Source organism: Bradyrhizobium sp. dw_411 (assembly GCF_018449695.1).
In the GTDB taxonomy this organism is placed as follows: domain Bacteria; phylum Pseudomonadota; class Alphaproteobacteria; order Rhizobiales; family Xanthobacteraceae; genus Bradyrhizobium.
Window position 1 is genome coordinate 82,770 of record NZ_JAAVUY010000020.1, and the last position, 20,669, is coordinate 103,438.

A 20,669-nucleotide genomic window follows, 5' to 3' on the forward strand; every position below is an offset into this window, starting at 1 on the left:
CCGCCCTCCAGACTTGTTGCATACCATTAGCGGTACACGTTCATCGTGACCGATTCTCTTCCAAATGCAATCGATGGTTATGAAGATTCGTTTTTGCGATGCGGCATTGCAGATGAGCAAATTGCTGAACTCAACTCAGAACGCAATATACAGCGCGATAGGCGTGATTGGTGTAAGGCGGATCGCTTTTAGGTAGGCATAACCGAATTTGACGTGATCTTTAAAACTAACTGACTTTCAATTTTATAATATTTTCGTCGGCAGGCTTTCGGTTGCCGCTACCCCACGTGTTTTCAATTTTGTCAGTCTTAGCAAGATCAACGCAGATGTCTTTCACGTTAGTTTCTCTCAGCATGAAGGGCTGAAGTAGCCCGGCGACAACTCGAGAAAACTTCAAGGGGCCCTGAGAAAGTACCTCCATCAGACGAGTTGAAGCTAGGGATTTTTGTTCTGAAACGATCTCATCGATTGTAGCTTCTTGCACCGAAGCTTGGTGGCCTGCGAACATGTCGACGGTATTCAATCGCTGCTCTCGTTTCTGCTCCATCGCATTGGCCCGGTTTTTTGCATGCTTGCGCAGCGCGTCATATTCGATCTGCCGAAATGTTTTAAGGCCGTCTGAGCTTTTCGTTCCGTAAGCGATGAAGAAATAAGGGCGTTCGGCAGTTGCTTTATCGATCCTAGTTGAAATCACGTAGTTGAAATTTCCTACTGACTTGAGTGTTTCTCGAAATAGCCTTTCAAGGTCCCGAAAACCCGTCGATATAGGTGACATTCGAGAACGTTAGAACTTTGAACGCGAGCGCTTGAAGGTAGCTCTTAAGAATAAAATGCTTGGCACCCGTTTGCTCGCGACCAGAATATGGGTCGGTCACAATTCTTCCTTTCTATTCCGCCGCCTCTAAATGCACTTTTTGTGGAATTTTAGGATATTGATTCCATTCGCGTCCGTTTAGAAGACGTCCGCCGGACTTCGGCCGAACACCACCCCACTGCTTGAAGAAGAATGCGACCTTGGCGGACCGACATTGATCCCGGATTTCAATCGCCCATTCTTCTGCCATCGGTCGGGAGTGGGGACCGCTCTCGCCACCTACAATAGCCCAATCGATTCCCTTGAGATCAATCTTGCCCACAGAACCTAACAGAGGTTCGAACGAGACAAATCTAACGGATGCCTGTGCAACGCGAAGATGTTTCAGTCGAACTGCATTCTTCGCGTCTTCGACGGATACGCCTATCCAGATATGCGAAGGCGCCTTGCCGATACCATATCGATTGCGAAGATATCGGGCCATGAGCGAACTACGTTTGGTCAGGACCTGAAAGGTATGCCAGTCGGCGGCTTCCATTGTGTCGAATACGGAATCAATGAACGACCGTGGTATCTCTTTGTGAAATAGGTCGCTCATCGAATTGACGAAGATGCGCCGCGGCTGCCGCCAATTTAACGGTTGCGCAAGTCGGTCTGGCCGCAGTTTCAAGTCGAAGCCGTCTTCAAATGGATGTCCGGGTACACCTCGAAACCGCTCTGAAAAACGCTCCGCGTAGCAGAAGTCACAGCCACGTGTGATCTTCGTGCAACCCGTAACAGGGTTCCATGTCGCGTCGGTCCATTCGATTTGCGTCGCGGATGCCATTTGATCACCATAGAACAAAATAAGAACAAAAGCCAATCGAAAATGATGCTAACAGATAACGCGACACCCTTAGGTTAAGGCACGTTGGAAGGGGATCATGATGTGTGGGAAGGTGCTAAAGACAACCGTTCAACGCATGCACTTTTGGAAGAAACGCCGATGCTCCGCGCTACAATCCTCCTCGCCGCCCTAACCCTCTCCACCCCCTCCTTCGCCGCCCGCTGCGGCGGCGACTTCAACACCTTTGTCGCGGCGATGTCGCAGGAGGCTGCGGCGGCTGGCGTCTCGCAAAGCGTGCTGTCGCAGGCGCTGGGTGGCGTGAGCGAGGACATGACGGTGCTGAATTTCGATCGGCGTCAGCGCTACACGTTCAACAAGTCGTTCGAGCAATATGTCTCGACCCGCGTCGGCGCCGGCCGCATCAATGGCGGGCGGGCGATGTTGCAGCGGCATGCGGCGCTGCTGGCGAGCATCGAGGCCAAGTATGGCGTGCCGCGGCAAATTCTCGTGGCGATCTGGGGGCTGGAGACCGATTTCGGCAAGGGCGACATGGGCAAGCTGCCCGTGATCCGCACGCTCGCGACCATGGCGCATGATTGCCGCCGCACCGAATTGTTTCAGGGCGAATTGCTCGCGGCGCTGAAGATCGTGCAGCGCGGCGATCTGCCTCTGCGCGATCTGATCGGCGCGTTCGCGGGCGAGATCGGCCAGACGCAATTTTTGCCGTCGTCCTACATCAAATACGGCGTCGATTTCGACGGCGACGGCCGCGTCGATCTGCGTCACTCGGTGCCCGACGTGCTGGCGTCGACCGCGAACCTCCTGCACACCAACGGCTTCAAGATGGGTGCGCCCTACGGCGAGGGCACCGCGAATTTCGAAGCGATGCGCGAATGGAATCACGCGGTGATCTATCGCAAGACGATCGGGTATTTCGCGGATCAGTTGACGGGACGGTAGTTCTCGTCGTCCCGGCGAAGGCCGCGTCGTAGGGTGGGCAAAGCGAAGCGTGCCCACCCTCTCAAGAAGCACCGGACGCATCATGGTGGGCACGGCGCAAGTGCGCCTTTGCCCACCCTACGGACCGGTGGGGCGGCGACAGCGCCGCCATAATTTCCGATTTTCCGAAATAAACTTGACGCCCCGGTAGAAACAGGAATATTGATTCCGCCGTCCCGCCTCCCTGAGGGGCGTTTCGCGATCGTCACGGACGTGAGGCGGGATGCGGTGGACGCGGATGGTGCTTCTGACGAGAGCAACTGAAGCGGACGGCAAAGTCGTGTGGTCCTGACGCCTCGACGCTGGCGTCAAGTTTCGCGGGTTTACCTGCGGAGCGACGGTGGCAAAACAGCCCGATCGCCGGGGAGAGCGCGAAGTAAGCCGTAAACCATTGCGCGGGGAATGCCGGGTGTTTTCGGTGTGACCTGTTTAACGCGTGTGCTTTCTACCCACGATCTTCGCACATGCGGCGGCGGGCGCACCAGGCGCCCGGTATTCCCTGCGCCCTCGGAAGAGGGCGGGAGTTTTTGGCACAACTCGGGCGGATTGCGTCGCGGGAAGGCGTAGGTGTGCCTTGCCGTCATTGCGAGCGCAGCGAAGCAATCCATTCTTTCTTTGCGCGGCGCCATGGATTGCTTCGTCGCTATCGCTCCTCGCAATGACGATCGAAAATGCCGCGCGTGGCTGTTTGAAATTTGAATTCGTCTTCTTCTCCCCTCCCTCCGCGCGCGGTAGCGCGTGGCGGGGAGGGGTCGGGGGTGGGGGGTCTATCGGCATATTCGCGGACAGCGGTATTCGCGGCGCTACCCCCCACCCTTGATCCCTCCCCGCCGCTTCGCGGGGGGAGGGAAAAACTAAAGTCCCCGTTCCGCCAGCCACTTCGTGATCACATCCGCCAGCGGCTGCTCGTTGCCGTCGAAGTAATGCGCTTTCAGGCTCACCGGTCGGGCATCTGATAACACCACGTAGTCGATAACAGGTGCCAGCGAACCCTCGGCGTGGGCGGCGGCCACCAGTTGCTCCGGTTCGAACGGCTGGATCAGGGCGTCGGATTGATCGCGGACGATCAGGATCGGTTTCGGAATGCGGCGAATCCAGAACGTGCCGTCGGCGACGCTGGTCTCGCTCCAGCGGTAGGTGAGGAAATGCTGGCCGGTGACCGCCACGTCCTGGCCGGTGAAATAATGCATCTTCACCGGCAGCACCTTGTCGAGCGTGCCGTCGCGCAACGACTTCATCGCGGCATCGATCAAGGCTTTGAAAGTGTCTTCGTTCTTGACCAAAATGTTGCGCGTCTTCCAGGGCAGGTTGCTGAACGGCCCGAGCAGCATCACCGCCTTGATATCCGCATCCCAATTGGTCGCCGCATAAAACTGCACCTGAATATTGCCGAGGCTGTGCCCCTGCAAGACCAACGTTTTGTAACCTAGCGCGCGGCCGGTTTGCACGGCGGCCTCGATGTCGCGGCGCACATCGAAGAAGTTCTCGGTGTTGATGTTGGCGTCATGCTGGCGCGTCGAGATCGACAGCGCGGCATAGCCTTTGGCGGCGAACCACACGCCGAGCGCACCTTGCGGCCCATGCTGGTAATTGTCGCCGCTGCCGTGGACCATCACGACCAGCGTCGTATCCGCTGGTTCTTTGCCGTCCGGCTGCCACAGCGCGGCGTCGACGCCGTAGCCGTCGATCGCCTTGATCGCGAGAAACCGCAGCGACATCCCGTCATGCGGCTGCAGCTCGGCCGGCAGCGAAGCCGGCGGGGCTACGAAATCATACTCGATGCTGGCCGCGATCTCGGCCCGGCCAGGCGAGGCCGCCAGCGCGATCGCCGCGCCGGTCAGGAAGGTCAGAAGCCATTTTCTTGTCATTGGGTTGCTTTCATTAAAGTGGCTGGCGGATGGCGCTGTGTAACCTACCCACAACTCGTCGTCCCGGCGAAGGCCGGGACCCATACGCCGCGGCCTATCTTATAAACTCGCTGTTCGACGACTGTGCCTGACCCCTGCTGCCTGTGGTTATGGGTCCCGGCCTTCGCCGGGACGACAATCGAGTGTGACGTGCGAGCGCGGGTATGGCGGCGCCTACTTCCCCTTCCTGCTCATCCTCTCGATCCGCTTCGCCATGACGGCCCAATAAGTCTCCGGCCGAAACCGTTGCAGCAGGTCCATGAAGCGGGCGTCGTTGCCGATCAGGATGCGGGGCTGGTTTTTCTCGATGCCCTCGATGATCCGCAGCGCCGCGGCCTTGGGCGTGGTCTTGGCGATGCTATCGAAGCGTTCGATCGATTCCGCGCGGCGCGCATTGTCGGTAACGCCGACGCCGGCGCGGGAGTTGCGCACGATGTTGGTCAGCACGCCGCCGGGATGCACGACCGATAATCGAACCGGACTCTTCGCCATCTGCAGTTCATGGCGCAGCGCCTCCGAAAAGCCGCGCACCGCGAATTTCGCCGCGGAATAGGCGGTCTGTCCGGGCGGCGCGACGATACCGAAAATGCTGGAGAGGTTGACGATGTGCGCCTCGGGCTGAGTCGCCAGATGCGGCAGGAAGGCGCGGGTCGAATGCACCACGCCCCAGAAATTGATGTTCATCAGCCAGTCCATCTGCGCCTGGTCGATCTCGCTGAAAGCGCCGAGCAGGGCGACGCCGGCATTGTTGATGACGATGTTAAGGCCGGGATGGGTTGAGGTGGCGGCCTGCGCAAAGTCGGCAATAGCTGCGGGCTCGCTGACATCGACGCGGTGGACGCTGACTTTCTGCGATGAAGCCTTGTTTTGCGATGAAGTCTTGGCAATTTCCGCAGCGACCGCCTGCAACCCGGCCTCGTCACGATCCGCCAGCGCCAGATCGCAGCCGCGCGCGGCCAGCTCCAGTGCCAGCGCCCGGCCGATGCCACTGGCCGCCCCGGTGATGGCGGCGGCTCCACGGATTTCGGTCATGCGGGGTACCTCCTGATAGGGAAGGGGAGTTTGCGTTGTGCGGGTTCGCGCTGTTTCGCGCAAGATGGACGGTGCCCATTCCTCATGGTGAGGAGGCGCTCTTGCGCCGTCTCGAACCATGAAGGCCCCGATCCCGCCGCCATCCTTCGAGACGCCGCTTCGCGGCTCCTCAGAGTCTGACTCATAATTCGCAGGACGGCCGCACTTTGGCATTTTTGTCCTGCGGCAGTCGATTTAGCTTCGCTTCTCTTGATTCTAAAATTTCAGAACCACACGCCAATCGATTCTAAAGTTGCGCGGGAACCGGTACTTAAAGCCACACACGGTGGCTCCTGCGAATTATCAGTCAGGCTCTCAGGATGAGGAGCATCGTCAAGCCGGGCGATGACAGCTTGCGCGTTGCGCCAGTCCCAAAAACAAAAAGCGGACCGAAGCCCGCTGTTTTGTAAAAACGTCGTTGGGTGCCCGGGCGGAGCTGAGACTCCACCCGGGCTTGAAGACTACTTCTTAGCCTTCTTTGTCTTCTTGGCCTTCTTCGCCTTTTTCGCCTTCTTCGCTTTCTTAGCCATAGCATCCTCTTTTGGGTTAATGGGTGGAAACGCGACACGAGGCATGCTTGGCGGAGGGCCGACCTCGCAACATCCTCGATTACGATCCCAACAGATTCGCAGGCCGCTGCCCCGCACTGTCACATAGCCGTCATCGCGTTATCCACAGGTGTTATGCGTTTTGACGTGTTTTCGGCGCTGTGATCGCCCTCACACCGGCGAATCTCGCGCTGGCACGCTCACCCCAGGCCCGGTCCGGCAGGGTTAACAATGCACCAATATCATCGCCGCATTCTGCCTCATCGCGCGCTGCGATGCGCCGTCTTCATTAATTCAAAACCACGGCGCGGATTGTCGGGACTGCGGTGAGAGTCCGTTAAGCGAAGCGGCTGCATGTTGTCCGCAAGACTACGGGGATAGTCATGGGTGGGTTGTTGGGTAACAGGGGAGACAGGACCGTGCGTGTGCTGGTTTCACGATGCTGAACGTTCCGACGCTTTGGACAGCGTTCGTCGTTAATTTTCTCGCGCTGGGCCTGATCTGGGCCTATGTCATGCGAAGCTACCCTGCCTTCGCGGCGGCGCGGTTCTGGACCGGATCGGCCTTTGCGGCGGCGATCGGTGCTGCGGCGGCGATGCTGCGGATGGCTACGGATTCGCTGGTGCCGCTGTGGATCGGGGGCACCATGCTGGTTTTCGCCGCCTGCGTGGCGGCGATGGGCATCAAGGAATTCTACAATGAGCCAGTGAAATGGCGCGGCACCGCGCTGATCACCGGGTTGATGTTTGCCGGCACAGCGTTGTTCCTGTTTGGCTATGACAGCGAGACGATGCGGGTCGTGATTTATTCGCTAGGCCAGTCGCTGCCGCTGGCGCTGACGCTGAAACTATTGATGTCGAAGCATGAGGGGCGGGTCAGTCCGGGCGCCCGGCTCGCCGGCCTGGTCAGCATTATCATCCTCACCATCTATGCCGCCCGCGTGGTGTCGAAACTGTTCGGCGGCGAAGTCTCGTTCGCGCATTTCAACGCGCCGCAGTCGATCATGATCCTGGCGCTGATGTTCCTGTCGATGGCCTGGAATTTCGGCTTCCTGCTGATGGCGATCGACCGGCTGCGCAACGAGGTCGCCGATCTGGCGCTGCTTGACGATCTCACCGGCGTCGGCAACCGGCGGCATCTGTTGCAGCGCCTGACCGAGGAATGCGCGCGGTCCGAGCGCAACCGCGAGGCGTTCGCGCTGCTGGTGATCGATCTCGACGGCTTCAAGACCATCAACGACACCCATGGCCACGCCGCGGGCGACGCCTGCCTGCAGCATTTCACGCTGATGGCGCAGACCCGATTGCGGCCGGGCGATATGCTGGCGCGCACCGGCGGCGACGAGTTCTGCGTCGTGCTGCCGGCCTCGACGCTGCGCGAAGGTTCCATGATCGCGCACCGGATCATCGACGTCTGCCGTGAAGACGCCGCCGCCTGCGTCGGGGCTGACGTCCCGATCTCGGTCTCGATCGGCGTCGCGCAATGGACTTCGGAGACCGGCATTTTTCCGGACCGGCTGATCGCCGCCGCCGACCACGCGCTCTATGTCGCCAAGAAGGAGGGCCGTAACCGCCATGCGGTGTACGAGCTCTCCCCGCCGCTGGTGCCCGGGCACGATGCGGTGGCCGAACTGCCCCTGCGCAAGCTGGCGGGATAATATGATATTGTGAGTGCGCCTTCGGATCGATCCGAGACTCTCTCACGGGACGCACCATCGATGAATTCCCGCCTGCTCGCGGCAGCGTTTGTTCTGCTCGCGCTACTGACCCCGGCGCTTGCGCAATCGCCCGACATCGCGTCACTCGCGCGCGCGTCAGGCACCCCTGACATTCCCGGTCTGAAGATCGTCTGGCTGGCGCCGTGGGGCGACGTCGCGAAAGCCCATCCGTGGCGTAACATCATCGTGCATCAGACCGAGGGGCCGGCCGGCTCGGCCCGCGGCGGCGCGGCGCTGCAGGCGAAGAATCCGACCCGGCGCGGCGTCACGGTCTGGGTGGAAACCGACGGCACGGTGTATTGGGCGGTATCCGAAACACTGGTCCCGACCCATACCGACGGCGCGGACCGCAACGACAATAAATACATCGACAACGGCCCGACCTTTCATCAGGTCAACGCGGTCACCTCGATCGGGGTGGAATTCGCCGGCAATTATCCCGATGTCACCCGCGGCGCCACGCAAGAGCAGATCGCGGCGTGGCGGATCCTGGTCAAGGTGCTGCGCGCGCGCTACGGCATTCCGCTCGATCGGGTCTATGCGCACAACTGGATCGACTACAAGGATGCGCGTTATTGCGAAGGCTGCGCGCTCGCGACGCTGGCGAAGCAATGGGGGGAGTAGTGGTCTCTCTGGACCGTAGGGTGGGCAAAGCGAAGCGTGCCCACCATTCTTTGCGGAGTTGACGATGGTGGGCACGGCGCAAGAGCGCCTTTGCCCACACTACATATTCCCGTCGCTGCTCAAGCCGGTTGCGCCATCCAGGTGAAGAAGCGCTTGATCAGGCTGGGCGGCCGGACGCGCTGCGCCTGCTCCGGGTTCTCGTCATCTGCAGCGATACAGCGATTGTAGAGATACTCCAGGAAGCGAATGTCGTTCGGCTCGGTGACCGTAAAATTCTCATCGCCGACGAACACCGTATAGTCATAGAAGAACGGTTTCAGGAACGGGTAGGGCACCGCCGCCTGGGTGGCCCAGTCCTTTGAAATCACGAACTGCGACGGCTCAAGCCCATGCGCGATCATGGCCTGCTCAAGCGCGGGCAGTTTGCGGATGAACTCCGGCGAAAACCCGCCGACGGTTGATTGCAAGGTGATGGCCATCGGATGCTCCGGATGGTGTCGCATTGGTTTGGTCGGACGGCGGCGGCGGGAGGTTCAAGAATGCCATTGTTGCCGGGCGGCTGGCGCCGGCTCGCTGCTCCGCATTGGACTGGCCGGTAGTGACGTTATAGCCTTCGCCGCAAGGCGTTCGACCGCAGGCGTGCTTGGGCAGGGGAAGTTAAAAATGTTCGTCTCAGTTGGTCGTCGCGGCGCCAAGGCGCTCGGCATGCTTCCCGCTGCCGTGCTGCTGTTGGGGGCATCGCTGCTGGTCGCGCTGGAGGCGCCGAGCAAGCCGTTCCTCGAAAAGAACAGCTTCTATCTGTCGTCGGCCGGATTTCGCGTGCGGCTCGCCAACGATCCCGCCGCGCAAAAAGCGATGCACGCGCTGCCGGCGCATCGTTTCGTGATCCACAAATTCGGCAATGACGTGCGCTACCTCTATGCCGAGCCGAGCCATTGCGTGTGCGTCTTCATCGGCACGCAGGCGAATTACGAAGACTACCGCGACATTCTCTCGCGGCCATTGCCGCAGGCCGATGATGTGTCGCCGGACTACAAATCCCAGGCCAGCGCATTGCTGTATGGCGATCCCTATGACTTCTATTCGCTCAACGATCCCGACAGCCTCGCCGAATATTTCCGGGATTATTATTGAGGCCTCTCGACACGTCCCCGCGCAGCTTCGCCCAACAAAAAAGCCGGCGTTGCCGCCGGCTTTCGTGTCTCATCTCGAAGCCGCTGATTAGTATGCGGCTTCCAAGGCAGCCTGTTCCTGCCGGGCAATCGTGCCTTTGACGGCCGACTGCACCTTCTCGAAGGCGCGAACCTCGATCTGGCGCACGCGTTCGCGCGACACACCGAATTCGGCGGCGAGGTCTTCCAGCGTCATCGGCTCTTCCGCCAGGCGCCGCGCTTCGAAGATGCGGCGTTCCCTGGGGTTGAGCACGCCGATCGCACCGTTCAGCGCCTGCCGGCGATGATCGAACTCCTCGTGCTCGGCCATGATGGCTTCCTGGTTGGGCGAAGTATCGACCAGCCAGTCCTGCCATTCACCGGCCTCACCGTCGTCGCGGATCGGCGCGTTCAGCGACGCATCACCGCCGAGACGGCGGTTCATGTCGACCACGTCCTGATCCGTCACGCCGAGGCGCTTGGCAATCAGCTTCACCTGGTCGGGGCGAAGGTCGCCCTCGTCCAGCGCGGAGATCTTGCTCTTCGCCTTGCGCAGGTTGAAGAACAGCTTCTTCTGGTTCGCGGTGGTGCCCATCTTCACGAGCGACCACGAACGCAGGATATATTCTTGTATCGACGCCTTGATCCACCACATGGCGTATGTAGCGAGACGGAAGCCCTTTTCGGGCTCGAACCGCTTCACCGCCTGCATCAGACCGACATTGCCTTCCGAGACGACCTCGGAGATCGGCAATCCGTAGCCGCGATAGCCCATGGCGATCTTGGCCACGAGCCGCAGATGGCTGGTGACAAGGTGATGTGCCGCGTCGCGATCGTCATGCTCGCGCCAACGCTTGGCGAACATGTATTCCTGCTGGGGTTCCAGCATCGGGAATTTGCGGATCTCGGCGAGGTAACGGGAAAGGCCGGACTCTCCGTTGAGAATCGGCAGGGTAGCTGTACGGGCCATTGTAGCGCCCTCCAGTGGTTCAGGCCCCCGATAGCGGCGGGCCAGGCAGACGAAGCTTTAGTTAAAGCCATTCGCTCTGCGATGTTCCGCGTTGGATATTCAACGCACGCGCAACATACACCAAATCGAGGGGCATTTGGAAGGATAGCGGCCGTCACGTCCCCGTGTGGCTGGTATAACCTGTTGGCATAACAACAGTTTCTTAAGGAGCCTGCGTCATTGCGTCGCTCGCAGGGTTTTCTGCAGGAGAAGCAAATCCTCCGGCAGGCCGCGTTCCCAATGCAGAATTTCTCCGGTTTTGGGGTGCTCAAGCGCCAAGAGGTATGCGTGTAACGCTTGGCGTCCGAGGGCGTCGAGGGCGGCCTGGCTTTCCGGGCCGAGGTGGCTGGCCTTGGTTTTGAAGTGCGGGCCATAGACGCTGTCGCCCATCAGGGGATGACCGATGTGCGCCAGATGCACCCGGATCTGATGGGTGCGGCCAGTCTCCAATTGACACGCCAACAGCGCGGCGACCGGTTTGCCGTCGCGCCCGTTGAACGCTTCCTGAATTTCCCAATGGGTGATGGCCTCGCGGCCGCCTTCGCGCACCGCCATCTTTTCCCGTGCATAGGGATGCCGGTCGATCGGCGCATCGACTGTGCCGCGCGCACGGCCGGGCACCTCCCAGGCGAACGCTATATAGCCGCGCCGCATCGCGCCGGTGCGGCCGTGATCGGCGAATTGCGCGCTCAGCGATTGGTGCGCCCGGTCGTTCTTCGCGACCACCATCAGGCCGGTGGTGTCCTTGTCCAGCCGGTGCACGATGCCCGGCCGCTTGACGCCGCCGATCCCCGACAGGCTCGCGCCGCAATGGGCGATCAGCGCGTTAACCAGCGTGCCGGTCTCATGGCCCGCGGCGGGATGCACCACAAGGCCGCTCGGCTTGTCGATGACGATAAGGTCGTCGTCCTCATAGACAATATCGAGCGCGATATCCTCGCCTTTGGGCTCCGCGGCGACCGCCTCCGGCACGTCGATTGTGATCGTATCGCCTGATGTGACGTGATAAGCGGGGTCGCGAATGGGAAGGCCTTTGACGGTGACTTGCCCGGCCAGGATCAGCGCTTTCAGCCGCGATCGCGACAGTTCCGCAAGGCGCAAAGCGAGCACGCGGTCGAGCCGGGCCGACCCTTCGTCGCCGGCAACGGTGACGGCAAGGGTCTGAGCGCCAAGTGCTTGGCTGCCGAGTGTTTGACCGCTGGGTGAATCCTGTTCCAAAGAAGAGCCTTTGTTTCAACCGAGAATTTGCCAAGAGTTTGAGATGACCGAGACCGTTGCGCCCGAACAGACCCCCGAGCAGGCCGCGTTATTCGCGCGGGTGCGGCGGATGATGATGATTGCGGGCCTTACCACGGCGCTGGCGGTAGCGGCCGTCCTGATCGCCATCGGCTATCGTCTTTTCCGGGCCGAGGGAAGCGCCGTCACCACCGATACCACGTCGATCCTGCCGAAGGGGGCCCGTATCGTCTCGACCGGCGTCGCCGGTGACCGGCTGGTGGTGACGCTGGATATAGGTGGGATGACGGAAATCCGCACCTTCGACGCCCATACCCTCAAGCCCACGGGAAAGCTGAAATTTGCCAACGAACCCTAAGGTTCAGCGCCAATTCATCCCTTTTCCGTCCCTCCACCCTCTCTTGCAGCCAGCCGATTTCAAGGCTATTCCCTCAACCCTACGCTCCCTTCGTCTAGCGGTTAGGACGCGGCCCTCTCAAGGCTGAAACAGGGGTTCAATTCCCCTAGGGAGCGCCACTTCGGTATACATCTGCGAACACCGCCGGATGCCACTACGCGGCCCACAACGGCCTGTTCCAGCGTGGCTTTATCTCCGACGATGCGGATGACATGGCCGTCGACCTCGATCTGGTCAACAACACTCTGGATATAGTCCTTGGGATATAGTCCTTGCGGAAGGGGATACCCAAACCTTGCCTCACGCAACAGAATCAAAAATGAGGCGCCCGAGGGAACTCGTAAACAATGCGTTTCACTTATCAACAATAAGACACGTTGATTCAGATCATTTGTGACATGTGTGCCTTGGACGGCACGGTTGACCAAACGCGCTTGAATCGTCGTCAAGCGAGCGAACAGCGAGGCGCTTGGCCCGACGAGGCGATAGACGCGCGGATTGTCGGTAGCATGTTAGTCTCGGCACGTATGGCAATGGCTCGGCCAACCCCGAGATAGGCCTTCTGCACCTGCGGATATTCAGCGAGCGCCGCGGCCGTGCCTGACGGCACGCTCTTGCCGACCTGGAGCACGGTCGCAAAGTCGGAGACTTCCAGCGCGAACTCGATCGACTGCTCCGCAAGTCGCTTGGCGTTTTCGCGATACGTTGCGCGTTCTTCGCGAGAACAGCAAATTGCATCGCTTTAGGTTTGATATCGAACGCAAAGAGTACTTACGCCTCAAGGCGGTGGCCAACGTCGTTTTGCGCCTTGCTCTAACGATAGCGAACTCAAAGCGTCTTGTAGACGCTACACATATCATTTCATCTTCGCCGCTGCAGGGTAACATCATTTGATTTGTAAAGTCAGTGGTGCAAATCACGGCCGCCGATATGATGCAAGCATCACTCGACTTTTCAGTTTTCGATACTACGCTGTCGTGGGCATTGCGTGGAATTTAAAATGTTGAAGCGGGCTACGTTTGACTACGTAATCGTCGGCGCGGGATCAGCGGGATGCGTCCTTGCCCATCGACTGAGCGAAGATCCCGCCGCGACCGTCCTTGTCCTGGAAGCAGGAGGATGGGATCGAGATCCCTGGATTCATATCCCGTTCGCATGGGGGCGTATCATGCAGAAAGAGCTCCATGATTGGGGCTATTCCGTTGAACGAACGCCTGAGATGAACAATCGCTGGATCGAATGCGCGCGGGGCAAAGTGATTGGCGGATCATCGTCAATCAATGCGATGGCCCATTACCGCTGGCATCGAAGCGATTATGACCGTTGGGCTGCGTCGGGCCTGCCGGATTGGTCCTTTGCTCACGTGCTTCCATATTTCCGCCGTCAGGAAAAATGGGAGCACGGGGAGACGTTATACAGAGGCGGGGACGGCCCGCTCCACGTGCAATATAATCGTTTTCAGGATGAGTTGTGCCAGGCCTATGTCGAGGCAGGCGTCGCGGCGGGTTACGGCGCGACCGCGGACTACAATGCGGCCAAGCAGGACGGTTTCACACCCCTGCAAATGAATATTCGGAATGGCCGCCGTTGCAGTGCGGCGGTGGCTTATCTTCATCCGGTCAAGTCTCGCCCGAATCTGACGATCAGAACCGGAGCGCTTGTTACGCGGCTCAAATTTGATGGCCGCCGCGTCACCGGTGTCGAATATATCGACAATGGAAAAAAAGCCGAAGTCGACGCAAGCCGAGAGGTCCTTCTTACTGCTGGATCGATCAACTCGCCGCAACTTTTGATGCTGTCGGGCATCGGCGATCCCGACGAACTCCAATCGCATGGCATTGCGTCACACGTGCCTCTGAGAGGTGTCGGCAAAAATCTGCTGGATCATACAGCCGCGACCATTATCTACCGCCGAAAGACGCCGGGACCGTTCCTGAAACACATGCGGGCAGACCGAATTGTTGTCGCGCTCGCGGAGGCCTTCATTTCGGGAAAAGGTTTCGCTGCCGATCTACCGCTTGGTGTCACGGGTTTCGTCAAGAGCGATAGCACAATGAATGTGCCGGATCTCCAGATGCATTTCTGGTTCGGCGCGACGCGAACGGCCGCACCTTACTTTCCGCCATTCAAGCGCGCATTTCAGGATCAGTTCTCCTGCCGGATCATGCCGCTGCGTCCCGCAAGCCGAGGTTCAGTTAAACTTAGCAGCGCAGATCCGACGAGGCCGGTCCAAATTCGTCAGAATTTCCTCGGTACTGACGAAGAATGGCGCACAATGAAAACCGGCTTTCGCATGCTGCGCGATCTAGCGCGCCAGCCTGCCGTTGCGCCTTTCATTGAAAAGGAGATTGCACCCGGGCCCGATTGCAGTTCGGATTCCGAGATAGAGGCCTATATCCGATCGTGCCTGCTGACGGTGCACCATCCCGTCGGCACCTGTAAAATGGGACCGGATTCCGACGAGAGCGCCGTTGTGGATAGTGAACTGCGCGTCAAAGGCACAGAGGGATTGCGCGTGGTTGACGGTTCGGTATTGCCGGATCTGGCTGGAGCAGCAAACGCAACTATCATCATGGTCGCGGAAAAAGCTGCGGATCAAATTCGCGGTCGGCCTATGCTTGAGCCGGCGCAGGTTTGAGGCAGCGCCGCTAGAGCGTTTTCGAGCGAGGTGGATGCCGGTTCGCGTGAAGAAAATGCGTCAAAACAAAAGACTGGAGCGCGGTTCTGATTCAATCAGAACCGATAAGGCTCTAGCCTTTGACCCCGCCGGCGCCCCATCCCGCAATCAGGTAACGCTGGACAAAGAGGAAGAAGAGCAGGGACGGGATCGTGATCATGACGCCGGCGGCCATGATCATCCCCCAATCGAGCGTGGAGGACTCATAGAGGTCCTGGAGACCCAAAGGGAGTGTCTTGAGATCGTCGAGACCAATCAGCACCCGCGCAAAAAGATAGTCATTCCAGGCCACGATAAAGGTGAAGATGGACACCGCAATGATGCCGGGCAGCGCAAGGGGCATGACTACAAAAAGGACGGCCTGCGGGCGTGTCGCACCATCGACCATTGCCTGCTCCTCGAGATCAATCGGAATGGATTGGAAAAACGAGCGCAGCAGCCAGAGGCAAAAAGGCAGCGAGAATGCGGTGTAAGCCAGGATAAGGCCAAACAGCGAATTAGACAGGCCGGCGGTGCGCATCATGATATAGAACGGAACAACGATCATGATCGGCGCGAACATATATGTCAGCAGCAGGATCGCGGCGATGAATTCCTTTCCGCGGAACCGAAAACGAGTCAGACCATAGGCCGCAAGAGAACCCACGGTGATTGTCAGGATGGTTGTGCAGCCGGCAACAAAGATGCTGTTTCGAAAATAGGTCAGGAATTTCGTTTTTGTGAACAAACGCTCGTAAGCGTGCAAATGGGGGCTGTCGGTCCAAAAGGTGGGAACGAGGCTCAGGATTTCCCGATCTGGCTTTATCGAAGTCAGCAGCATCCACAGAAGAGGAAATCCGCAGATGATGACGAGCATTATCGCCGCACCATAGACCGCTGCTCTGACGACCCAGTCGCCTTCTTGTGCGCCGTCCTCCATCACAGGTGCTCTTCCCGCCGGAAAAAAGTAAAATAGGCAAAGGCGAACACTCCGAGCATCACAAACATCATTGTGGACAATGCGGCCCCTGCGCCCACCTGCATTTCGCCGAATGTCTTGAGATAGGTGTAAATCGGCAGCGTCCGAACGAAATATCCCACGCCGCCGGCGCCGGCAAAAAGCCAGACCAGGTCGAATTTTGTGAACATGAACATGAAGCGGAGCAGGACGACGACAAAGATGACGCTGCGGAGTTGCGGCAGGGTAATGTGATAGAAACGACGAAATATTCCGGCGCCGTCGACCTTGGCGGCGGCGTAAAGCTCGGGGTCTATGGTTTGCAACCTTGATAGCGTGCCGATGACGACAAACGGAAAGAAGGTCCAGGTGCTGACCATTATCAGGGTGATCATCACCATTCCGGAGCTGAACCATACGATTGGCGTTTGGGTCAGTCCGCTGGACTGAATGAGATATTTTGCGATCCCGTAGCTATCGTTGAAAATCCATCGCATCAGGATCACGACGACGATCGTTGGCAGCATATAGGGAAACAGCGTGACCGCCCGAACAAAGCCGCGCCCGACAAATGTTTCGTTCAAAACGAGCGCCGCGCCGATCCCAATCACAATTTGGAGCGTTAGAGAACCGAACGTGAAAATGGATCCGAGCTTGAGTGCGCGCCAGAATTCTTCGTCTTCCAGCAGGAAAAACTTGAAATTTTCGAATCCGATGAAGCGCTGGATCGGAAGATAGGCGTGCTTGGCATGCAGGCTAAGCCACATCGAATAAAGGACCGGGTACAGAACGAGACCGGCGATCAGCAGGATCGCCGGAGCCATTAAAATGATACCCCACCAATTTTCGGGGATGCGCCTTCGGTCAGGTGCAAGCCCTGATGCGGTTGGGGATATTCGCTCGGACAACGCGCTATTCGCCTTCAAGTCAAAAGAGCCGTAACAAGGATACTCATCAGCGCGGAGGCGCTGATGAGTAGTTCTGAAGGTCTACCAGTTGGCGTAGCCCAGTTGGCCGATCAGCGTTTCAGCGCGCTTCTGGGCGCGAGTTGCCGATTCCAGCGGAGTCTTGCCGTTCTTCATGACGTCGATGACCATGTCCGAGAGAATGCCGGAGCCGGCAATTTCCGCAATGAATGGCAAATCCAGATCCTGCCAGCGCGTGATCAACAGCGGCTTCGGCTCATTACTCTGAATAATATTCTTTTGTGCTTCTACCCAGAATTTCCATTTCTGAATTTCCGGAAGCGCCTGATAGCCGGGGTTCGATTGCATCGACTTCGTGATCGGGAAAAGTTGAATCGGCACAGACTTGACGTAGGTCAGGTAATTGTCAGGCCGGAAAAAGAATTTCAGGAACGCGGCGGCTTCTTCCGGATTTTTCGAGTCCTTGAAAATCATCCAGGGCTCGCAATCGAATTGTGTCAGGAATTCCTTGCCGTTCGGGCCCAGCGGTTTGACGTTGAACACGCCGAATTCATTGTTTTTGACCTGGTCCGGAGCGTATTGCTCAAAGTAGCCGCTGGCTCGGCCCCAACTCATGACCATCGCTGCCTTGCCAACTGCAACGTCGGCGACGGAGCCGAGATAGTCCTGACTGAGCCAATCGGGAGGAACACAGCAATCGCTGAGTTCTTTCCAGAACTCGAGCGTTTCGAGAACAGGTTTTTCTGTGAAGGTTGGCCGGCCATTATCCGCGAACAGGCGTCCACCATTCGAACCAACCCACATATACAAATCTTCGTTCGCCCAGAAGCCTTGCCCGGCGAGCGTCAGTCCATAGCGTTTGCCTTTGGGTGTATCGACGGTTAGTTTTTTCAACTGATCGAGCCACTCACGCCAGGTTTTTGGTGCTTGTTCAGGAATACCGGCTTCGCGCAGGAAATCTTTGCGATAGACGATCAGGTCCGCTCCCACGGCGTGAGCCAAACCGTAATATTTCTTCTCTTTCGTGTTGTAGTCGAGCTTCTTCACCACATCAAAAATATCGTCCTCGCCGATCGACGCAACGACATCGTCCAGCGGACGCAACAATCCCTTCGCTGCGAGCGAGCGCTCAATATAGGTTTGTCCATGGGAGGCCTCGGGTAGCGCGCCCGAAGCGAGGGCAGTCTGCATCTTCTTATCGAGGTCTGCCCAGCCGACGGCTTCCTGAATAACCTTGATGCCGGGATTCTCTTTTTCGAATTTCGCGATGATCTCGTTCATCGCCGCAATGGTGGCCGGGTTCGGCTCGGTGTGCCAAATATTCACCACCTTCTGCGCGGAGGCGCAGAGGGTCATGCCGGTCCAAAAGCCGATCGCGATCGCCAGCGGCAGTACACGTTTCGTCAATCGCCTGTAGCGGTTCATTGCGTTTCCTCCCCTTCGTGCAGATCAACTTTCGCGGCCCAAAGCGTGGGTACCAAACGATGTCGTCCGGTAATGTCGTTCGATCAATCGTCGGTCGGGAAACGCCGTTCTCGTTAAATCTGCGGCGCTATTCCCGGGTTTTCTTGTTTCTTCCAAGCTTCAACTGCTTGTGTGCAAGAACTGTTATAACACGCAGTCAGTCAGTTCGTAAACGGCAGACTTTGTCAGGCTTGATTTTTTGCGGCGCAAAAGTTGTTCAAACAGGTTGTAGTTCGGCTTGTGCCAAACCAGTGATCATCAAGCTGAAAAGCGTGCTCTTGATCTCCGTTGCGAACTCAGTTCGGTGCAAGGGAATTGAAAGCGCGCTCCTAAACGGTCTGAAAGCGAGATTCTATCTCGTTCCAGCGATTCAGGCCGATCGCTTCATTGAGAACGTCGACCGCCATTTCGCTATCACTGTTTTCGAACGCGCCGGTATTTCCGTTCGCGAGCGACGTCAGCCGCTCAAGACCCTGCTGCAGCGCTTTCGCGATGCGTCCAATAAGCAGATTTGGATAGCAAACCTGCGAAAAACCCATCGCATGGAGAATTTGCGGAGAAATCCAGGGCGTTTGCGCACTCTGGAAAAGCGCTGCAGCATTCCAGTGGCCCTTAAAAGCCGCACCTACGCGCTCGTATTGTTGTTCTGTTTTCAGTCCAGCGACGAATACGCCGTCCGCTCCCAACTTCAGGAATCGTTCGGCGCGGCGTATCGCCCCATCCAATCCTTCTCTGGCGAGAGCATCAGTTCGACCAATGATAACAAATTCGCTGTTGCTGCGAGCTTCAAGCGCCGCACGCAGTTTCTGCTCCATGATGTCCAGCGGGATGACGTTGCGCGCCGAGGCGGCGCCAGGCTGTTTTGTCTCGCGCGCCTGATCTTCCAGCAGCAGGCCGCTAACACCCATGGACTCATAGGTCCGCACCATGCGGGTGACGCTTTTGACATCGCCATACCCATCGTCCCCATCGACCAGACAGGGAATTCTGCACGCTTCAACGATGTCCCGGATGCCGGCCGCCATTTCCCCAAACCCGGCGAGACCGAGATCCGGCAATGCGTGGCGCGCCGCGAGCAGAGAGGATCCGCCGATATTGAAGGTCTTGAATCCGGCGCGTTCAATGACACGCGCTGATAATGCATCGTGTGCAAGCGGGCTGATGAGTGGCTGCTGTTCGCGATGCAGTTGACGTAAAGTCGGCATGATCGGTTTCTTGTTGGCGGGACGAGCGAGAAGGAAGGTTGCTTGAGAAATGGTTCTAACGCCCAAGCGGCCTATCTGGCCTTCATCGTGGCACTACGCGGTTTCGATATTTTTCCGGCTTTGTTGCCGGCTGATGTCGTTTTCCCGGAGGGGAGCAGTTGAGCTTTCCGAAGCTCTGCAAGTTCATTTTCGAGCCCGTTATTGATATGGATGCGCATGTATTTGATGACCTCATCCTCGGATTCGTTCAAAATGATTTCGACGAGTTTCTGGTGATCGATCAGGTGCCGATTCTTCCAAAGTCTGACGTCGTGCCATAACAACCAATTACGGAAATGGACGCGATTAAGACTATGAAAAAGTAGCTCCGACCCGCTCTGTTTTGCGACTTCAAGATGAAAATCAAAATGCGCTTGCGAAAAAGCCACGACGTTATCGGGCAGTTTGCGCGCAAACGCGTCGGCTATCTTGGCCTTTTCACGCAAGATGGCGGCATTCACGGTATCTCGCAATTGCACGATGCGCCGAACAGCGGCGACTTCCAAAATATCCCGCACAAAATATAAATCGCGCAGCCTTTCCTCAGTTTCGACCGGAATGCGGACACCCCATCGCGGGACGTTTTCAATCAGGCCATCTCTCTCAAGCTGCCGCAGGGCAGTTCTAATGGTCGTAATATTGGTGTCGACCTTGGCCGCCAACATGCGCTGGGAAAGAAAAACATCCTTTGGTAGACCGCCGGACAAAATCATCGCCTTGACGTCCTCGTATGCCTGCTCCTCTTTCGTTCGAAGCTCAGTGGACGCCCGCTTCCGCGGAATCAGGATCGCGACATTTGAGGGCTTGGTATGCTTCATTCTCTTCATGCGGTAAGAACTTCATCGCGAAGGGGAAATTGCCAGCCACCATACGCTTGTAAATTGCGGAGCTAAAGCGGTGATTGTAGCAAAACCTGACCGTCATCTGCCGTTGTGATTATCCCGGATCTTTTGCCGGAGTGTTGCCACTCACATGACAAGCCATTGATCCGTCGTATGTTGACCGGTCAATCGCTCCATGTTCTAATCGTTATAACACTAAATGGCTTGGGGCCAGAACATTTTTAGGGCGGGTGCGCTAGACATGGGTTTGGCGAGTTATGTCCAGACGTCATGCAGGCGA

Annotated in this window: 18 protein-coding genes and 1 tRNA gene; 7 read left to right on the plus strand and 12 right to left on the minus strand. The window is 58.0% G+C overall.

The window, feature by feature from the left end; all coding sequences use genetic code 11:
• Window positions 1–226: 226 nt before the first annotated feature.
• Both HB676_RS28050 and HB676_RS28055 read right to left on the minus strand, forming a co-directional pair.
• Window positions 227–694 carry a hypothetical protein gene (locus HB676_RS28050; protein ID WP_213741722.1) on the minus strand — a complete coding sequence of 156 codons (468 nt, stop codon included), beginning with the start codon at window positions 692–694 and terminating at the stop codon, window positions 227–229.
• Window positions 695–887: 193 nt separating this feature from the next.
• A complete protein-coding gene (locus tag HB676_RS28055; RefSeq protein ID WP_213741723.1) occupies window positions 888–1,640 on the minus strand; it encodes a phage Gp37/Gp68 family protein in 753 nt (250 codons plus the stop codon).
• 159 nt (window positions 1,641–1,799) lie between these two features.
• On the opposite strand from HB676_RS28055, the gene HB676_RS28060 reads away from it, so the two are divergent.
• The gene (locus HB676_RS28060; RefSeq protein WP_213741724.1) at window positions 1,800–2,600 is read left to right on the plus strand and encodes a lytic murein transglycosylase; all 801 of its coding nucleotides are present in this window, start codon (window positions 1,800–1,802) and stop codon (window positions 2,598–2,600) included.
• 893 nt (window positions 2,601–3,493) lie between these two features.
• On the opposite strand, the gene HB676_RS28065 is transcribed toward HB676_RS28060, so the two are convergent.
• Both HB676_RS28065 and HB676_RS28070 read right to left on the minus strand, forming a co-directional pair.
• The gene (locus HB676_RS28065; RefSeq protein ID WP_213741725.1) at window positions 3,494–4,507 is read right to left on the minus strand and encodes an alpha/beta fold hydrolase; all 1,014 of its coding nucleotides are present in this window, start codon (window positions 4,505–4,507) and stop codon (window positions 3,494–3,496) included.
• Window positions 4,508–4,720: 213 nt separating this feature from the next.
• Window positions 4,721–5,578: an SDR family oxidoreductase gene (locus HB676_RS28070; protein ID WP_213741726.1), complete on the minus strand. Its 858-nt coding sequence runs from the start codon at window positions 5,576–5,578 to the stop codon at window positions 4,721–4,723.
• Between the two features lie 1,026 nt (window positions 5,579–6,604).
• Here HB676_RS28070 and HB676_RS28075 point away from each other — a divergent pair.
• Window positions 6,605–7,822: a GGDEF domain-containing protein gene (locus HB676_RS28075; protein WP_213741727.1), complete on the plus strand. Its 1,218-nt coding sequence runs from the start codon at window positions 6,605–6,607 to the stop codon at window positions 7,820–7,822.
• A 60-nt stretch (window positions 7,823–7,882) separates the two neighbouring features.
• Complete coding sequence (locus tag HB676_RS28080) at window positions 7,883–8,506, plus strand: peptidoglycan recognition family protein (protein ID WP_213741728.1); 624 nt, start codon at window positions 7,883–7,885, stop codon at window positions 8,504–8,506.
• Between the two features lie 119 nt (window positions 8,507–8,625).
• Here the strand turns inward: HB676_RS28080 and HB676_RS28085 are convergent, their stop codons facing one another.
• Window positions 8,626–8,985 (minus strand): hypothetical protein, encoded by a 360-nt coding sequence (locus HB676_RS28085; protein ID WP_213741729.1) that lies wholly within the window; start codon window positions 8,983–8,985, stop codon window positions 8,626–8,628.
• 184 nt (window positions 8,986–9,169) lie between these two features.
• Between HB676_RS28085 and HB676_RS28090 the strand changes: the two genes are divergently transcribed.
• On the plus strand, window positions 9,170–9,640 hold the full coding sequence (locus tag HB676_RS28090; RefSeq protein ID WP_213741730.1) for a hypothetical protein: 471 nt from the start codon (window positions 9,170–9,172) through the stop codon (window positions 9,638–9,640).
• Between the two features lie 87 nt (window positions 9,641–9,727).
• Here the strand turns inward: HB676_RS28090 and rpoH are convergent, their stop codons facing one another.
• Together rpoH and HB676_RS28100 are read right to left on the minus strand one after the other, a co-directional pair.
• Entirely contained in the window at window positions 9,728–10,627 is a 900-nt protein-coding gene (rpoH, locus tag HB676_RS28095) for an RNA polymerase sigma factor RpoH (RefSeq protein ID WP_213741731.1), read from the minus strand.
• A gap of 216 nt (window positions 10,628–10,843) precedes the next feature.
• The gene (locus HB676_RS28100; protein ID WP_213741732.1) at window positions 10,844–11,884 is read right to left on the minus strand and encodes an RluA family pseudouridine synthase; all 1,041 of its coding nucleotides are present in this window, start codon (window positions 11,882–11,884) and stop codon (window positions 10,844–10,846) included.
• A gap of 43 nt (window positions 11,885–11,927) precedes the next feature.
• On the opposite strand from HB676_RS28100, the gene HB676_RS28105 reads away from it, so the two are divergent.
• The 3 genes from HB676_RS28105 to HB676_RS28115 all read left to right on the plus strand — a co-directional run bounded on the left by HB676_RS28105 (window position 11,928) and on the right by HB676_RS28115 (window position 14,937).
• Window positions 11,928–12,260 (plus strand): hypothetical protein, encoded by a 333-nt coding sequence (locus HB676_RS28105; RefSeq protein WP_213741733.1) that lies wholly within the window; start codon window positions 11,928–11,930, stop codon window positions 12,258–12,260.
• Window positions 12,261–12,343: 83 nt separating this feature from the next.
• Window positions 12,344–12,418: transfer RNA gene (locus HB676_RS28110), tRNA-Glu, on the plus strand.
• An 881-nt stretch (window positions 12,419–13,299) separates the two neighbouring features.
• Window positions 13,300–14,937, plus strand: a complete 1,638-nt coding sequence (locus HB676_RS28115; RefSeq protein WP_213741734.1) for a choline dehydrogenase — start codon at window positions 13,300–13,302, stop codon at window positions 14,935–14,937.
• A gap of 112 nt (window positions 14,938–15,049) precedes the next feature.
• Here the strand turns inward: HB676_RS28115 and HB676_RS28120 are convergent, their stop codons facing one another.
• The 5 genes from HB676_RS28120 to HB676_RS28140 all read right to left on the minus strand — a co-directional run bounded on the left by HB676_RS28120 (window position 15,050) and on the right by HB676_RS28140 (window position 20,365).
• Entirely contained in the window at window positions 15,050–15,895 is an 846-nt protein-coding gene (locus tag HB676_RS28120; protein ID WP_213741735.1) for a carbohydrate ABC transporter permease, read from the minus strand.
• Complete coding sequence (locus tag HB676_RS28125; protein ID WP_213741736.1) at window positions 15,895–16,839, minus strand: sugar ABC transporter permease; 945 nt, start codon at window positions 16,837–16,839, stop codon at window positions 15,895–15,897. Before HB676_RS28125 ends, HB676_RS28120 begins: the two co-directional genes overlap by 1 nt.
• A gap of 63 nt (window positions 16,840–16,902) precedes the next feature.
• Window positions 16,903–18,264 (minus strand): sugar ABC transporter substrate-binding protein, encoded by a 1,362-nt coding sequence (locus HB676_RS28130; RefSeq protein WP_213741737.1) that lies wholly within the window; start codon window positions 18,262–18,264, stop codon window positions 16,903–16,905.
• Between the two features lie 368 nt (window positions 18,265–18,632).
• On the minus strand, window positions 18,633–19,574 hold the full coding sequence (locus HB676_RS28135; RefSeq protein WP_213741738.1) for an isocitrate lyase/PEP mutase family protein: 942 nt from the start codon (window positions 19,572–19,574) through the stop codon (window positions 18,633–18,635).
• Window positions 19,575–19,579: 5 nt separating this feature from the next.
• Window positions 19,580–20,365 (minus strand): GntR family transcriptional regulator, encoded by a 786-nt coding sequence (locus HB676_RS28140; RefSeq protein ID WP_213741739.1) that lies wholly within the window; start codon window positions 20,363–20,365, stop codon window positions 19,580–19,582.
• Window positions 20,366–20,669 lie beyond the last annotated feature (304 nt).

Coding starts and splice junctions, on each gene's coding strand:
- HB676_RS28090 (WP_213741730.1), top strand. CDS start 9,170: ATGTTCGTCTCAGTTGGTCGTCGCGGCGCCAAGGCGCTCGGCATGCTT.
- HB676_RS28085 (WP_213741729.1), bottom strand. CDS start 8,985: ATGGCCATCACCTTGCAATCAACCGTCGGCGGGTTTTCGCCGGAGTTC.
- HB676_RS28080 (WP_213741728.1), top strand. CDS start 7,883: ATGAATTCCCGCCTGCTCGCGGCAGCGTTTGTTCTGCTCGCGCTACTG.
- HB676_RS28075 (WP_213741727.1), top strand. CDS start 6,605: ATGCTGAACGTTCCGACGCTTTGGACAGCGTTCGTCGTTAATTTTCTC.
- HB676_RS28120 (WP_213741735.1), bottom strand. CDS start 15,895: ATGGAGGACGGCGCACAAGAAGGCGACTGGGTCGTCAGAGCAGCGGTC.
- HB676_RS28070 (WP_213741726.1), bottom strand. CDS start 5,578: ATGACCGAAATCCGTGGAGCCGCCGCCATCACCGGGGCGGCCAGTGGC.
- HB676_RS28060 (WP_213741724.1), top strand. CDS start 1,800: ATGCTCCGCGCTACAATCCTCCTCGCCGCCCTAACCCTCTCCACCCCC.
- HB676_RS28105 (WP_213741733.1), top strand. CDS start 11,928: ATGACCGAGACCGTTGCGCCCGAACAGACCCCCGAGCAGGCCGCGTTA.
- HB676_RS28115 (WP_213741734.1), top strand. CDS start 13,300: ATGTTGAAGCGGGCTACGTTTGACTACGTAATCGTCGGCGCGGGATCA.
- HB676_RS28130 (WP_213741737.1), bottom strand. CDS start 18,264: ATGAACCGCTACAGGCGATTGACGAAACGTGTACTGCCGCTGGCGATC.
- HB676_RS28140 (WP_213741739.1), bottom strand. CDS start 20,365: ATGAAGCATACCAAGCCCTCAAATGTCGCGATCCTGATTCCGCGGAAG.
- HB676_RS28055 (WP_213741723.1), bottom strand. CDS start 1,640: ATGGCATCCGCGACGCAAATCGAATGGACCGACGCGACATGGAACCCT.
- rpoH (WP_213741731.1), bottom strand. CDS start 10,627: ATGGCCCGTACAGCTACCCTGCCGATTCTCAACGGAGAGTCCGGCCTT.
- HB676_RS28065 (WP_213741725.1), bottom strand. CDS start 4,507: ATGACAAGAAAATGGCTTCTGACCTTCCTGACCGGCGCGGCGATCGCG.